This is a genomic window from Enterobacter sp. E20 (assembly GCF_000801755.2).
Taxonomy (GTDB): domain Bacteria; phylum Pseudomonadota; class Gammaproteobacteria; order Enterobacterales; family Enterobacteriaceae; genus Enterobacter; species Enterobacter asburiae_B.
This window is the reverse complement of the sequence record NZ_CP012999.1, coordinates 895,449-909,883: the sequence shown is the minus strand read 5'-3', so window position 1 is coordinate 909,883 and position 14,435 is coordinate 895,449. Positions and strand designations below refer to the sequence as shown.

Genomic DNA, 14,435 nt, shown 5'->3' with positions numbered 1-14,435 from the left:
GGGAAATTTTGACAATTTTATTACCGAAATAATAAATCACAGTTTTTTAAAATTATTCTTAGTTTGTCATAAAAGTTTCATTCCAGAACGATAAAACCCTTCCTGTTTTTTCACGGGACTTAAGCATGAGCTTATCGTCCAGCGAATTTTTTAGCGCGTTTATAAGACAGGATCGAAAATGAAAAAGAGCACTCTGGCATTAGTGGTTATGGGCGTAGTGGCTTCTGCATCCGTTCACGCAGCTGAAGTTTATAATAAAGATGGTAATAAACTGGATGTGTACGGCAAAGTGAAAGCCATGCACTACATCAGTGATGATGCCACCAAAGATGGCGATCAGACTTACGTTCGTTTCGGTTTTAAAGGCGAAACGCAGATTAACGATCAGCTGACGGGCTATGGCCGTTGGGAATCTGAATTTGCAGGTAACAAAGCCGAGAGCGACTCTACTCAGAAAACGCGTCTGGCGTTTGCGGGCCTGAAGCTGAAAAACTTTGGTTCACTGGATTACGGTCGTAACCTGGGCGCCCTGTATGACGTCGAAGCTTGGACCGATATGTTCCCTGAGTTCGGCGGCGACTCTTCCGCGCAGACCGATAACTTCATGACCAAGCGCGCTACCGGCCTGGCCACCTACCGTAACACCGATTTCTTCGGCGTGGTTGACGGTCTGGACATGACGCTGCAGTACCAGGGCAAAAACGAGAACCGTGACGCCAAGAAACAGAACGGTGACGGTTTTGGTACCTCTCTGACCTATGACTTCGGCGGCAGCGATTTCGCCGTCAGCGGCGCCTACACCAACTCTGACCGCACCAATGCTCAGAACCTGCTGGCGCGTGGCCAGGGTCAGAAAGCAGAAGCCTGGGCAACCGGTTTGAAATATGATGCGAACGATATTTATCTGGCTGCAATGTATTCTGAAACCCGCAATATGACGCCAATTTCCGGCGGCTTTGCAAATAAAGCGCAGAACTTTGAAGTTGTCGCACAATATCAGTTCGACTTTGGTCTGCGCCCGTCCCTGGGCTATGTCCAGTCTAAAGGCAAAGATATCGAAGGTATTGGCGACGAAGATCTGGTGAAATATATTGACGTTGGCGCGACCTATTACTTCAACAAAAATATGTCCACCTTTGTTGATTATAAAATCAACCAGATTGACGACAAAAATAAACTGGGCGTGAGCAGCGATGACATCGTTGCTGTAGGTATGACCTACCAGTTCTGATGATGTGAAATAAAAAAACCGGCTTGATGCCGGTTTTTTTTGTCGGGGATTCTTGCGGTCTGGTGCCCTCACCCCGACCCTCTCCCACGGGGAGAGGGAGAAGACCATCAGGCAGTCAGCTTCACCGCTTCGCTGGAAAAGTCATCCGCGGGTTCGAACTTGAGATCCAGGGTAGCCAGCAGTGCGCGTGCCTTATCGTGAAACTCTTTTAGCGTATATTCCAGGCGGTCAATCACTTCCTGATCTTTAATCGTGGTCGCCTGCCAGTTGCCGTCTTTATTAAACAGGCCAAACTGGTAGCTATACGTAAAGCGTTTTTCCTCTGCTTCCATTTCCATCCACCAGCCCCAGAATTCACGTTTTTCGGGTGCAGGCTTCACGTTGACGCATACAGCCAGGCAGTCGAAAAAAAAGCGATTCTCTTCACACTGCTCTTCTCGAATATACGGGCCGAGAGCCATAAACTTCTTAATCAGTCTACTTTTCGGGTGTCCACTCGGTAACGTCATTGCGATCTCCTTTTGTGAAGCCACTGTTTTACCAAACCAGCGAAATTTAGCAATCTATTAACACAATCTCTGAGCGATCCAGCGCGTAATCTCTTTCAGCGATTTGTCGAAATTCTGATAGACCGGGCTGAACGGCACTTCAAGCAATTTGCCATCCGCAGATGACGAAGTGATTAATCGCGACTCTTCTTCCGGGCTGAACGGATCGTTTTTCCAGAACCCAGAGAGCATCGGCGTTGGGCAGCGACGTCCCAGCAACCCCTGCGTTTTTAACGAGTAGCGATTGAGCTCAACGCGCAGCGCTTCGTCTGATGCATCATGCATGCCAAGGCGGCTGGCCAGCACATCAAGGTACATTTCAGGTACGCTCCCCTGGCGTGCAGGATCGCTGAGCAGAGCGTGTACGACCGGGCCGAGGCAGGCGACGGCTTTCAGACGAGAAGATTCAAGATAAGCCAGACGCACCGCGACGTTCGCGCCGAAACGGAAGCCGAATGCCGCCACGCGGGTGTGGTCAACCCACGGAATATTTTCCAGCGCTTTTAGCGCATGCTGGTGCAGCAGGCTGGAATCCTGAGTCAGTTTCCATTTGGATGAGAAACCAATTGAAGGCATATCAAGCGTCAGCATCGCGATCCCTTTTGGTGCGAAGTAACGCTCATACAGGCTGTAATAATCAATTTGCAGCGAATCCAGCCCGCCGCACATGAGGACGGTCGGGAACGGACCTTCACCTTCAGGCATATGCAGGAATCCGGTAACGGACGCGCCCCCTGAAATGGTGAACTCAAGTTCACGCATCCGGCCCGGCAGGCGTTGAGCCGCCTCCTGATAGGCGCGATTCGCCAGCGCCTGAGCCTGCTCCGCCAGTTCATCCCCTTTTAAATGGGGGTAAGCGGCAATGCCGTAAAGATTAGCGGCGTGCAGCCAGTGCTTGCCGCTGCGCGTGGCATCCTCTTCCTGGCTGGCTTTTTGCTGCCAGAGCATCGCCTGTTTAGACCACTCGTAGATCCAGTTTCCGCCACGATAGCCCACCACCGTATCGTAGAGTTCGCTGTCGGTACGTTCGGCTTCACTCATCACGATACGAGCCTGCACATCAAGGATTTCACGGGGGTCGATACCGCGCCAGATCCACATCAGGCGGTTAATCATGCGATACCAGTGAGGCACGTTTTTACCGTCTAACGCGGACTGGACGGCAGGCTGGGTACCCGGATTAAAGCGACGCACCAGCGTCGACGTTTCAGGGTGTTTGAAACGGGGTTTGAAGAGAGTCTCGGTGAGATTCGCCTGCGTCATTGCGTTGCCTCCATGAATACGTCGTATAGAGACTATTGTAACGCGCGTCAGACTAAAAAAAACAACGCCCGGCATCACCGGGCGTTAAAATAATTGCGGAACGTGATTAACGACCAGAGATTGGCGGTACGAAGACCACGCCCATATCCCATGGCTGTTCAATCCAGGTATCCTGCGGGATATCAATCACGTAATCGTCAACCAGCGGGCGGCCAGCAGGCTTCGCGAAGATAGTGACGAAATGTGCTTTCGGATACATTTCGCGGATAGCGACCGCAGTACCACCGGTATCTACCAGGTCATCAATAACGATGAAGCCTTCACCGTCGCCTTCCGCACGTTTCAGCACGGTCAGCTCGCGCTGGTTGTCATGGTCATAGCTGGAGATGCAAACGGTATCGACATGACGAATACCCAGCTCACGTGCCAGCAGCGCCCCCGGTACCAGACCGCCACGGCTGACGGCAATAATGCCTTTCCACTGTTCGGAAGGCATCAGACGCGCAGCCAGTTTGCGTGCGTGAATCTGCAACATGTCCCAGGTGACGACGTATTTTTCGCTCATGTGAAGTGTCCCAGCCTGTTTTTATACGGCTTAAAAAGTGTTCGAGGGGGAAATAGGTTGCGCGAGATTATAGAGATCTGACGCACTAAAAACCAGTGTTTAGCGCCCTCTGCCTGAGTTTTTACATGCTTTATGCTACCAGCCAGCAGAGAAAGTGGTATTCTCAGTTTCATCTCGCAAGCCTGACTTGTGGTAACTATTAACCTGCTAACCCTGTGACCTGCAACCCTGTTTGCAGCGCCTCGACAAGGAGACTTATCGTGTCTGAACTGTCTCAATTATCTCCGCAGCCGCTGTGGGATATTTTTGCGAAAATCTGCTCCATTCCACACCCTTCCTACCACGAAGAACAGCTTGCCGAACATATTATGGGCTGGGCGAAGGAAAAAGGTCTGCATGCTGAACGTGACCAGGTTGGCAACATTCTGATCCGCAAACCGGCTACCGCAGGCATGGAAAACCGCAAACCGGTTGTGCTGCAGGCGCACCTGGACATGGTGCCACAGAAGAACAACGACACCGTTCACGACTTCACCAAAGACCCGATTCAACCGTACATCGACGGCGACTGGGTGAAAGCACGCGGCACTACGCTGGGCGCGGATAACGGCATCGGTATGGCCTCTGCGCTGGCCGTGCTGGCCGACGACAGCGTTGAGCACGGTCCGCTGGAAGTGCTGCTGACCATGACCGAAGAAGCGGGCATGGACGGCGCGTTCGGTCTGCAGGCGAACTGGCTGCAGGCGGACATCCTGATCAACACCGACTCTGAAGAAGAAGGCGAGATCTACATGGGCTGCGCGGGCGGGATTGATTTCATCTCTACCCTGCCGCTCTCGCGCGAAGCGATTCCTGCTGGCTTCCAGACCTTCAAGCTGACGCTGAAAGGGCTGAAAGGCGGCCACTCCGGCGGCGATATTCACCTGGGTCTGGGTAACGCCAACAAGCTGCTGGCGCGCTTCCTGGCAGGCCATGCTGCCGAGCTGGATCTGCGTCTGGTGGACTTCAACGGCGGTACCCTGCGTAACGCGATCCCGCGTGAAGCCTTCGCCACCGTAGCGGTTCCAGCGGCAAAAGCGGACGAGCTGAAAAAACTCTCCACCGTATATCTGGATATCCTGAAAAACGAACTGTCGGCGAAAGAGAAAAACCTGACCGTGGTGCTGGAATCCGTATCTACGGATAAAGACGCGCTGACCGCGCAGTCTCGTAACACCTTCGTTCAGCTGTTAAACGCGACGCCAAACGGCGTGATCCGCAACTCTGACGTGGCGAAAGGCGTGGTGGAAACCTCGCTGAACGTGGGCGTGGTGACCATGAGCGACGACAGCGCGGAAATCATCTGCCTGATCCGCTCGCTTATCGACAGCGGTAAAGAGTACGTGGTGAGCATGCTGGAATCTCTGGGCACGCTGGCGGGCGCAAAAACGTCTGCCAAAGGCAGCTACCCGGGCTGGCAGCCGGATGCAAGTTCTCCGGTGATGGCGCTGGTGCGCGAAACCTATCAGCGTCTGTTCAACAGCACGCCGAACATTCAGGTGATCCACGCCGGTCTGGAATGTGGTCTGTTCAAGAAACCGTATCCGGACATGGACATGGTGTCCATCGGGCCAACCATTACCGGTCCGCACTCGCCGGATGAGCAGGTTCATATCGAAAGCGTCGGTCACTACTGGACGCTGCTGACTGAGCTGCTGAAAGCGATCCCAGTTAAGTAATACCCTCACCCCAGCCCTCTCCCACAGGGAGAGGGTGAAAAACGTAGGCCCGGCAAGCATAGCGCCACCGGGCTTTTTTACAATCCCAGAACCAGCTGGCGCTCTAGCTGCGGATCCAGTAGCGTAACGTGCAACCCCACCAGCCTCACCCCTCGCCCGCCCCGGCGCTCTTCCCATGCCTTTTTCGCCGTCGCGATAAGATCGTCTTTATTCAGACGCGGCCAGACGTGTTCCTGCGTTGTCTGCTGGAAGTCGTTGAATTTAAGCTTGATGCCCTGACGGGCGATGAGCAGATCCGGCTTTACCTTGCTTAAGCGTCGTTCCAGCTCCGGGTAAAGCTGTTCCGTGATAATGGTTTCGCATTCGGACCAGTCATGAATATCTTCAATGAGGGTGCGCTCAACGCCGACGGATTTCCGCAGCCGCTCGCTGTTCACATCGCGATCGTCAATTCCCTGGCTGCGCTCCCACAGCACGCGGCCAAACTTTCCAAAGCGCTTGAGCAGCATGGCGAGATCGCTTCGCTGCACGTCTTCGCAGGTCCGTAGCCCCATGCTTTCCAGCTTTGCGGCGGAGACTTTTCCCACGCCGGGGATTTTGCCGAGCGGCAGCGTTTTCAAAAACGCCGGCACCTCGTCAGGCGTGATGACGTATTGACCGTTGGGCTTATTTAAATCGGAGGCGATTTTGGCGAGGAATTTAACGGGCGCGACGCCCGCCGATGCCGTCAGATTCAGCTCGTTGAAAATCGTCTGGCGGATCTCCTGCGCCATCAGCGTGGCGGAGCCGTGGCAGTGCACGCTGTCGGTCACATCCAGATAGGCTTCGTCCAGCGACAGCGGCTCTATCAGAGAGGTATAGCGGGAGAAGATTTCCCGAATATGGAGGGAAGCCTCTTTATAGGCTTCAAACCGGCCGGGCAGAAGCGTGAGATGAGGGCAAAGCTTTAAGGCCATCGCCGTTGGCATCGCGCTGCGCACGCCAAATTTGCGCGCAGGATAGTTGGCGGTGCTGATGACACCACGCTGAACGCGGCTGCCGCCAATGGCGATGGGAATGTCCCGCAGCGCCGGGTTGTCACGCATCTCCACTGCGGCAAAAAAGCAGTCCATATCGACATGGATTATTTTGCGCATAGTAAGCCCTCACTCATCACTGGATAAGTATACAGTAAACAAATGAGGGTTGAGAAGCAGATGTGAGAACGCCGGGTGGCGGCTTTGCCTTACCCGGCCTACAAAAAAATTAAATAATGCGCTGCTGCTCGCGGGCCATCCTTTTCTTCCGCGCATCGCACGGTTCCGGACAGTCGCAAACCTTTTCCATCCCAATAGAGGAAATACCGCCGCAGCTGCCCTGAATGCTTTTCCGCTTAACGATCCAGCCTAACGACATGCCGAAGATGACAAGCACAAACACCACAAAGGTTGCCAGAAACGTCAGCATCATCAGCCTCCAAAGTCATCGAGCAAGATGTTCTCATCTTCGACACCGAGATCTTTCAGCATCTTAATCACGGCGGCATTCATCATCGGCGGACCACACATATAGAACTCGCAGTCCTCAGGCGCCGGGTGCTGTTTGAGGTAGTTTTCATACAGCACGTTGTGGATGAACCCCGTATAGCCCGTCCAGTTATCTTCCGGCTGCGGATCGGAAAGCGCCACATGGAAGGTAAAGTTCGGGTTTTCACGCGCCAGCTGTTCAAACTCATCTTCATAGAACATCTCGCGCAGCGAGCGCGCCCCGTACCAGAAGCTGATCTTACGCTGGCTCCCCAGCCGCTTGAGCTGGTCAAAGATGTGCGAGCGCATCGGGGCCATACCGGCACCGCCGCCGATAAAGACCATTTCCGCATCGGTATCTTTCGCGAAGAACTCCCCGAACGGGCCGGAGATCGTCACCTTATCGCCAGGCTTCAGGGACCAGATGTATGACGACATGACGCCCGGCGGCGCATCCGGCACATTCGGTGGCGGCGTGGCGATACGCACGTTGAGCATGATAATGCCCTTCTCTTCCGGATAGTTGGCCATTGAGTAGGCGCGCAGCGTCGGCTCTTTCACCTCAGATACAAAGCGGAAGAGATTGAATTTGTCCCAGTCGGCGCGGTACTCATGCGGCACGTCAAAGTCCGCATAGGCCACAGCGTGCTCCGGGCACTCAATCTGAATGTATCCTCCGGCGCGGAACGGGACATGCTCGCCTTCCGGCACCCGCAGCTTCAGCTCTTTAATAAAGGTGGCTTTGTTATCATTAGAGATAACCTCGCACTCCCATTTTTTGACGCCGAAGATCTCTTCCGGCAGCTCAATCTTCATGTTCTGGCGCACCGCGACCTGGCAGGCCAGACGACAGCCCTCTTTTGCCTCACGCTTTGTGATATGCGCCAGTTCGGTTGGCAGAATATCGCCGCCGCCCTCTTTTACCGTCACGCGGCACTGCCCGCAGGAACCGCCGCCGCCGCAGGCTGAGGAGACAAAAATGCCGTTACCGGAGAGCGTGTTGAGCAGCTTGTCTCCCGCCGGCGTGCGGATCTGATTCTGCGGCTCGTCGTTAATATCAATGACCACGTCGCCGGAATTCACCAGCTTCGCGCGCGCCGCCAGAATAAGCCCTGACAGCACCAGTACAATCAGCGTGAACATCACCACGCCAAGGATAATTTCCATCTGTTTGCCCTTATAGCTGCACACCGGAGAAGGACATAAAGCCCAGCGCCATCAGCCCGGTGGTGATAAAGGTGATCCCCAGGCCACGCAGACCCGCAGGCACGTTGGCATATTTCATTTTCTCGCGGATCCCCGCCATGGTGACAATCGCCAGCATCCAGCCGATGCCGGAACCAAAACCGTACACCACGGATTCGCTGAAGTTGTAATCACGCTGAACCATAAACGAAACGCCACCGAAGATGGCGCAGTTCACCGCGATCAGCGGCAGGAAGATCCCCAGCGCGTTGTAGAGCGACGGGAAATACTTATCGAGGATCATCTCGAGGATTTGCACCAGCGCCGCGATCACCCCGATAAAGGTGATGAAGTTCAGGAAGCTGAGATCAACCCCTTCCACCAGCGCGCCGTCCCGCAGCACAAAGTTGTACACCAGATTGTTGATCGGTACAGATAGGCCGAGCACCACGGTAACCGCGATACCGAGACCAAATGCCGTCGACACTTTTTTGGAAACCGCAAGGAACGTACACATGCCGAGGAAAAACGCGAGCGCCATGTTTTCAACAAACACCGCCCGCACAAACAAACTCAGGTAATGAGCCATCGTCGGTTACTCCTTTTCCTGCTGTTCTGGCTTCAGCGTACGAATCAGCCAGATCAACAAACCGATAATGAAAAATGCGCTAGGGGCCAGCAGGAACAGGCCGTTTGGCAGATACCAGCCGCCGTTCTGCACCGTGTCCAGCACCGTGATGCCAAACAGCTTGCCGCTGCCAATCAGCTCGCGCAGGAACCCCACGGTCAGCAGGATCACGCCGTAGCCCAGGCCATTGCCGATGCCGTCCATAAAGCTCGCCAGCGGCGGCATTTTCATGGCGTAGGCTTCCGCACGCCCCATGACGATACAGTTGGTGATAATCAGCCCGACAAACACCGAGAGCTGTTTGGAGGTTTCATAGGCAAAGGCGCGCAGCAGCTGATCGACCACGATCACCAGCGAGGCGATGATCGCCATCTGTACGATGATCCTCACGCTGTTGGGGATGTGGTGGCGGATCATCGAGATAAACATGCTGGAGAACGCCGTGACCAGCGTGACCGCCAGCGTCATTACCACCGCCGTTTCCAGCTTGGTCGTCACCGCCAGAGCAGAACAGACACCCAGCACCTGGAGCGTGATCGGGTTATTGGCTAACAGTGGGCCAATGAGCACCTTTTTTACTTCTTTCAGTTCACCGGTATCAGCCATTGTTCAGCGCTCCTTCACGTACGTTTTTCAGGAAAGGACCAAAGCCCAGCTCGCCCATCCAGAAATCAAAACTGTGCTGCACGCCTTTTGAGGTGAGCGTGGCGCCGGAAAGCCCGTCAACGGCGTAGTCGTCACCGGGACGTGCCGCCCCTTTCATCACCTTCAGCGCAGGCAGGCCGTTATCGTCGAGCACTTTTTTGCCGACAAACTGTGCCCGCCAGTTAGGGTTTTCAACTTCGCCACCCAGCCCCGGCGTTTCACCCTGGTCGTAATACGTAATGCCTTTGACCGTGCGCCCATCGGTATCAAGGGCCACAAACGCGTACATCATTGACCACAGACCGTTACCGTAAACAGGCAGTACCACTTCCTGAATGCGTTTTTGGGGATCGCGAACCAGATAGATTTCGGCCAGGTTGCTGCGACGCTTAATCCCGGCGGGATCTTGCGATGCCTCCAGCGTCAGGCTCATCTGCGGATCTTTCAGCGCCAGCGCCTGGTTGAATTTTGCCGGGTCTTTATCCAGCAGTTCACCCGTTTTTAAATCCACCAGACGCGCCGAAATACGTTCAGCAAAGACGGCCGAAACGTCGTCCGCGCTCATTCCTTCCTGCATCAGCCCGGCGACGGCCAGGATGTTGCGCTGTTTATCCAGCGCACGTTGCTCCTGCTGCAGGGGTTTTAACCCCACGGCAGAACCGGCCACGACAATAGAACAGACCAGACAGAGCACCAGCACCACCAGCAGCGTTTTGCTGATGCTGTCGTTATTTTTAACCTCAGCCACGCGCCTTCCTCCGCTTGATATTGGCCCGCACCACCAGGTAATCGAAGAGCGGCGCAAACAGGTTGGCAAACAGAATGGCCAACATCATCCCTTCCGGGTACGCCGGGTTGACCACGCGGATCAGGACACACATCGCGCCAATGAGCACGCCATAGCTCCATTTACCTTTGTCTGTAAACGAGGCAGAGACGGGGTCCGTCGCCATGAACATCATGCCGAACGCGAAGCCACCCAGCACCAGATGCCAGTACCACGGCATGGAGAACATCGGATTGGTGGTCGAACCGATAACGTTGAACAGGGTGGCGGTCAGCACCATGCCGATCATCACGCCCGCAACGATCCGCCAGGAGGCCACGCGACCAAAAAGAATGATCGCGCCGCCAAGCAAAATCATCAGCGTGGAGACTTCTCCGATGGAGCCCGGAATGTTGCCAATAAAGGCATCAAACCAGGTGACTGGCTGACCTGTCGCGTTGTTAACCAGCGTTTCGCCGCCGTGTGCCGCCCACTGTGAAAGCGGCGTCGCGCCGGAAAAACCGTCTGCCGCCGTCCACACGAGATCGCCCGAGATTTGCGCCGGATAAGCAAAGAACAGAAACGCGCGTCCCGCCAGCGCCGGGTTGAGGAAGTTCCGCCCGGTGCCGCCGAAGATCTCTTTGGCAATCACCACGCCGAAGCTGATGCCAAGCGCCGCCTGCCAGAGCGGTAGCGTCGGGGGAACAATCAGGGCAAACAGAATAGAGGTCACGAAGAAGCCTTCGTTGATCTCATGTTTACGGATGATGGCAAACAGCACTTCCCAGAAGCCGCCCACGACAAATACCGTGATGTAAATCGGCAGGAAGAACACCGCGCCCAGCGTCATCATGCTCAGCCAGCCCGCGTCTGCGGCGAAGCTCACCCCTAACGACTGGGCCAGACGGTAGTGCCAGTCGGACTGGATCACCTGCGCCAGCTGCTGTGCATCGTACATGTGGTGCAGTGCCGGAATGGTCTGCAGGCCGACGTTGTACATTCCCCAGAACATCGCAGGGAAGACCGCAAACCACACCAGGATCATCATGCGCTTCAGGTCGATGGCATCGCGAACGTGCGCCGCCCCTTTCGTCACCAGCCCCGGCGTGTAGAAAATGGTCGTCGTTGCTTCATACAGCGGGTAGTACTTTTTGAGCTTTCCTTCGGTAAAGTGCGGCTCAATTTTTTCAAAGAGGTGTTTTAAGCCCATCGGTTATCCTTCCTGCTCAATGCGGGTTAACACCTCGCGCAATACCGGTCCATACTCATATTTGCCCGGACAGACATAGGTACAGAGCGCCAGATCTTCCTCGTCAAGCTCCAGACAGCCCAGAGCCTGCGCGCCGTCGGTATCGCCAGCAAGCAGATCGCGCAGCAGCACGGTGGGCAGAATATCCAGCGGCATGACGCGCTCGTAGTTGCCAATCGGGACCATGGCGCGCTCGCCGCCGTGCGTGCTGGTTGAGAAGCTAAACAGCTTATTACGCAGGAAATGGCCCAGCGTGGTGCGGGTGACGGAGTATTTTTCCGCGCCTGGCAGAACCCAGCCAAACAGCTCTTTCTCACGCCCTTCCTGCACAATGCTGACCTGCAAATGGAAGCGTCCCAGGTACGCGTGCGCATTGGCCGCATGGCGGCCGCTGAGGACCGAGCCGGAAATCAGGCGGTTTTCGCCCTCTTTCGTTTCCCCCACCAGCAGTTCATTGATGTCGGCACCCAGCAGCGTCTTCACCAGGCGCGGATTTGCAGCCTGCGGTCCGCCGATGGCGATTATCCGTTCAGCGCAGAGCTCACCCGTAGTAAAGAGCTTACCGATGGCGATGACGTCCTGATAGTTAAGGTGCCAGACCTGTTTCGTCAGGCTGACTGGCTCAAGGAAATGGATGTGCGTCCCGACCAGCCCCGCCGGATGCGGGCCAGAAAATTCATTAAACGTGACCTGCCCCAGCGGATGCCCGCCAGGCTTGCCGCCGCCAGCCTGGCAAACGTGCACTTTTCCGGACGTGAGGCGGGTTAAAACGGTTAGACCAGCATCAAAAGCTTTTCGCTGCGCCAGGATAATCGGTTCCGGGTCCACGCTGAGCGGGTTGGTGTCGATGGCCGTGACGAAAATCGCGGCCGGTTCCGTGCCAGGAACAGGGGATTTGCTGAAGGGGCGCGTACGAAGCGCGGTCCATAAACCGGATGCCAGGAGCTGATCCTGAACGGCGTCACGGTTCAGCGACGGGAGTTCTGCTATGTCGTAATAGGCAAATTCACGCTTTTCATCGCCCTCAATGCGGATAACCACCGACTGCAGAACGCGCCGTTCGCCACGGTTGATGGCCACAACGGTGCCGCTCGCGGGGGCTGTGAACATCACGCCGGGATTTTTTTTGTCCTCAAAGAGCGTCTGTCCTTTGATAACGCGATCGCCCTCCTGTACCAGCATTGAAGGACGCATACCCAGGTAGTCTTCGCCCAAAATGGCGACATGACGGACACTTTCGCCTGTCGAAACGTGCTGCGCTGGCACGCCTGCAATCGGCAGATCAAGTCCTTTTTTAATTTTAAACATGTGGTTAGCAGGTTTCCATGAACAACAATCCAGTGGGCGCGAAGTGTAGCATTTTCCCCTTCACGCGGGCAGGGAATCCGCCGTCGCGCGCGCCAAATTGCGAGCTAATGCGCAAAGTTCCTGGAGCCATCGCAATTTTGATGGTTTATAAAGTAAAACTAATTTGTAAACTCACCGCCCGGCTCTTGCGAAAATCTATAGCGGTGCTAATGTGAGCGCTCCTAACAGAATAATCTGATTTCGGGTCTCTTTTGCCGTCCTGGCAAGTTGGTCATGGTTTTATCAAGGAACTAGTAGTATGCGTAAAATCGCATTGTTCATTGCGATGCTTCTGATGCCGTGCATGTCGTTTGCCGGACTGCTCAGCAGTAATAGCTCAACGACGCCGGTCAGCAAGGAATATAAACAGCAGTTAATGGGATCGCCGGTTTATATTCAGATCTTCAAGGAAGAGCGCACTCTCGATCTGTTTGTCAAAATGGGCGAGACATATCAGCTGCTTGATAGTTACAAAATTTGTAACTACTCCGGCGGACTGGGGCCAAAACAGCGTCAGGGCGACTTCAAAAGTCCGGAAGGGTTCTACAACGTTCAGCGCAGCCAGCTCAAGCCTGACAGCCGCTTCTATAAAGCCATTAACATCGGCTTCCCGAATGCCTATGACCGTGCACACGGTTATGAAGGTAAATATCTGATGATCCATGGTGCCTGCGTGTCTATCGGCTGTTATGCGATGACCGACTCCGGCATTGATGAGATTTTCCAGTTCGTGACGGGCGCGCTGGTCTTTGGGCAGCCTAACGTACAGGTCAGCATCTATCCGTTCCGCATGACGGACGCCAACATGACGCGTCACAAGTACTCATACTACGCGGATTTCTGGAAACAGCTGAAGCCGGGTTACGACTACTTTGAGCAGACCCACAAGCCACCCGTGGTCTCTATCGTCGATGGCCGTTACGTGGTCAGCAAACCGCTGAGCCACGAAGTCGTCCACCCGCAGCTGGCGTCAAATTACACGGTCCCCGAGACAAAATAGCACCCACTCGCCTGGCATAATCTTTTGCCAGGTTTCGTTGCCCGTCAGCGGCTGCGTTGCGATAACAGTGACCACATCGTTCGGTGTGGTCTCCTTCTGAAAGTCTATCTCCACATCCTGATCGAGCAGCGTCGCAACGCCAAACGGCGCACGGCGGGTGATCCAGAACAGATTCGTCGAGCAGAACGCCATCACATAGCGGCCATCAGAGAGCAGCATGTTGAACACGCCTTTTTCACGCAGTTCAGATGCCAGCGTCGCGATGTATTTGAACACGGCAGTCATGTTGCCGGGCGTGCGGGGATAGCGCTCCGTCAGCTTGTGCAGCAGCCAGCAGAAGGCTTTTTCGCTGTCCGTCTCCCCGACCGGGCGGAAATTGCCCGTCTCCAGCGACTTATAGCCCGTGAGCTGCCCGTTGTGTGCATAGGTCCAGTTACGGCCCCACAGCTCGCGGGTAAACGGATGGGTATTTTCCAGCGCTACTTCGCCACGGTTAGCCTGACGGATGTGGGCGATCACCGAGCGGGACTTGATGGGATAGTCCTGCACCAGTTTGGCAATCGGTGAGTTAAAGCTGGGCTGTGGATCTTTGAACGTGCGACATCCTTTGCCTTCGTAGAAGGTGATGCCCCAGCCGTCTTTATGCGGCCCGGTTCCTCCACCGCGCTGAACCAGCCCGGTGAAGCTAAAACAGATATCGGTTGGCACATTGGCGCTCATCCCGAGCAGTTCGCACATAACAACACCTCCACAACAGCGGGGGGCACCGGAGCCCCCCAGCGAAG

At 55.2% G+C, this 14,435-nt stretch carries 15 protein-coding genes; 3 read left to right on the top strand and 12 right to left on the bottom strand.

Annotated features, from left to right (window positions below):
• Positions 1 to 178: 178 nt before the first annotated feature.
• Positions 179 to 1,231, top strand: coding sequence for a phosphoporin PhoE (phoE, locus tag NI40_RS04225; RefSeq protein ID WP_039263867.1), 1,053 nt, complete (start codon positions 179 to 181; stop codon positions 1,229 to 1,231).
• A 107-nt stretch (positions 1,232 to 1,338) separates the two neighbouring features.
• On the opposite strand, the gene crl is transcribed toward phoE, so the two are convergent.
• The 3 genes from crl to gpt all read right to left on the bottom strand — a co-directional run bounded on the left by crl (position 1,339) and on the right by gpt (position 3,607).
• Positions 1,339 to 1,740: a sigma factor-binding protein Crl gene (gene crl / locus NI40_RS04220; RefSeq protein ID WP_023310506.1), complete on the bottom strand. Its 402-nt coding sequence runs from the start codon at positions 1,738 to 1,740 to the stop codon at positions 1,339 to 1,341.
• 57 nt (positions 1,741 to 1,797) lie between these two features.
• The gene (gene frsA, locus NI40_RS04215; protein WP_039263866.1) at positions 1,798 to 3,042 is read right to left on the bottom strand and encodes an esterase FrsA; all 1,245 of its coding nucleotides are present in this window, start codon (positions 3,040 to 3,042) and stop codon (positions 1,798 to 1,800) included.
• Between the two features lie 106 nt (positions 3,043 to 3,148).
• The gene (gene gpt / locus NI40_RS04210; protein ID WP_010427903.1) at positions 3,149 to 3,607 is read right to left on the bottom strand and encodes a xanthine phosphoribosyltransferase; all 459 of its coding nucleotides are present in this window, start codon (positions 3,605 to 3,607) and stop codon (positions 3,149 to 3,151) included.
• A gap of 260 nt (positions 3,608 to 3,867) precedes the next feature.
• Between gpt and pepD the strand changes: the two genes are divergently transcribed.
• Positions 3,868 to 5,325 carry a cytosol nonspecific dipeptidase gene (gene pepD, locus NI40_RS04205; protein WP_039263865.1) on the top strand — a complete coding sequence of 486 codons (1,458 nt, stop codon included), beginning with the start codon at positions 3,868 to 3,870 and terminating at the stop codon, positions 5,323 to 5,325.
• Between the two features lie 77 nt (positions 5,326 to 5,402).
• Here pepD and dinB read toward each other — a convergent pair whose 3' ends face one another.
• The 8 genes from dinB to NI40_RS04165 form a co-directional block, all read right to left on the bottom strand.
• Positions 5,403 to 6,461, bottom strand: coding sequence for a DNA polymerase IV (gene dinB, locus NI40_RS04200; protein ID WP_023334616.1), 1,059 nt, complete (start codon positions 6,459 to 6,461; stop codon positions 5,403 to 5,405).
• 109 nt (positions 6,462 to 6,570) lie between these two features.
• Positions 6,571 to 6,774: a (Na+)-NQR maturation NqrM gene (nqrM, locus tag NI40_RS04195; protein WP_023615899.1), complete on the bottom strand. Its 204-nt coding sequence runs from the start codon at positions 6,772 to 6,774 to the stop codon at positions 6,571 to 6,573.
• Positions 6,774 to 7,997: an NADH:ubiquinone reductase (Na(+)-transporting) subunit F gene (gene nqrF, locus NI40_RS04190; RefSeq protein WP_023310501.1), complete on the bottom strand. Its 1,224-nt coding sequence runs from the start codon at positions 7,995 to 7,997 to the stop codon at positions 6,774 to 6,776. Before nqrF ends, nqrM begins: the two co-directional genes overlap by 1 nt.
• A gap of 10 nt (positions 7,998 to 8,007) precedes the next feature.
• Positions 8,008 to 8,604 (bottom strand): NADH:ubiquinone reductase (Na(+)-transporting) subunit E, encoded by a 597-nt coding sequence (nqrE, locus tag NI40_RS04185; protein WP_008500255.1) that lies wholly within the window; start codon positions 8,602 to 8,604, stop codon positions 8,008 to 8,010.
• Between the two features lie 6 nt (positions 8,605 to 8,610).
• Entirely contained in the window at positions 8,611 to 9,249 is a 639-nt protein-coding gene (locus NI40_RS04180; protein WP_014882676.1) for an NADH:ubiquinone reductase (Na(+)-transporting) subunit D, read from the bottom strand.
• Positions 9,242 to 10,036: a Na(+)-translocating NADH-quinone reductase subunit C gene (locus NI40_RS04175; RefSeq protein WP_033144700.1), complete on the bottom strand. Its 795-nt coding sequence runs from the start codon at positions 10,034 to 10,036 to the stop codon at positions 9,242 to 9,244. Before NI40_RS04175 ends, NI40_RS04180 begins: the two co-directional genes overlap by 8 nt.
• Complete coding sequence (locus NI40_RS04170) at positions 10,029 to 11,264, bottom strand: NADH:ubiquinone reductase (Na(+)-transporting) subunit B (protein WP_029739701.1); 1,236 nt, start codon at positions 11,262 to 11,264, stop codon at positions 10,029 to 10,031. The genes NI40_RS04175 and NI40_RS04170 overlap by 8 nt, the downstream gene beginning before the upstream one ends.
• A gap of 3 nt (positions 11,265 to 11,267) precedes the next feature.
• Positions 11,268 to 12,611: a Na(+)-translocating NADH-quinone reductase subunit A gene (locus tag NI40_RS04165; protein WP_039263864.1), complete on the bottom strand. Its 1,344-nt coding sequence runs from the start codon at positions 12,609 to 12,611 to the stop codon at positions 11,268 to 11,270.
• A gap of 298 nt (positions 12,612 to 12,909) precedes the next feature.
• Here NI40_RS04165 and dpaA point away from each other — a divergent pair, with 298 nt between their 5' ends.
• On the top strand, positions 12,910 to 13,650 hold the full coding sequence (gene dpaA, locus NI40_RS04160) for a peptidoglycan meso-diaminopimelic acid protein amidase (RefSeq protein ID WP_033144698.1): 741 nt from the start codon (positions 12,910 to 12,912) through the stop codon (positions 13,648 to 13,650).
• On the opposite strand, the gene NI40_RS04155 is transcribed toward dpaA, so the two are convergent.
• Positions 13,621 to 14,388, bottom strand: a complete 768-nt coding sequence (locus NI40_RS04155; RefSeq protein WP_023310496.1) for a class II glutamine amidotransferase — start codon at positions 14,386 to 14,388, stop codon at positions 13,621 to 13,623. The two genes, dpaA and NI40_RS04155, sit on opposite strands and share 30 nt — an antisense overlap.
• Positions 14,389 to 14,435: the final 47 nt, after the last annotated feature.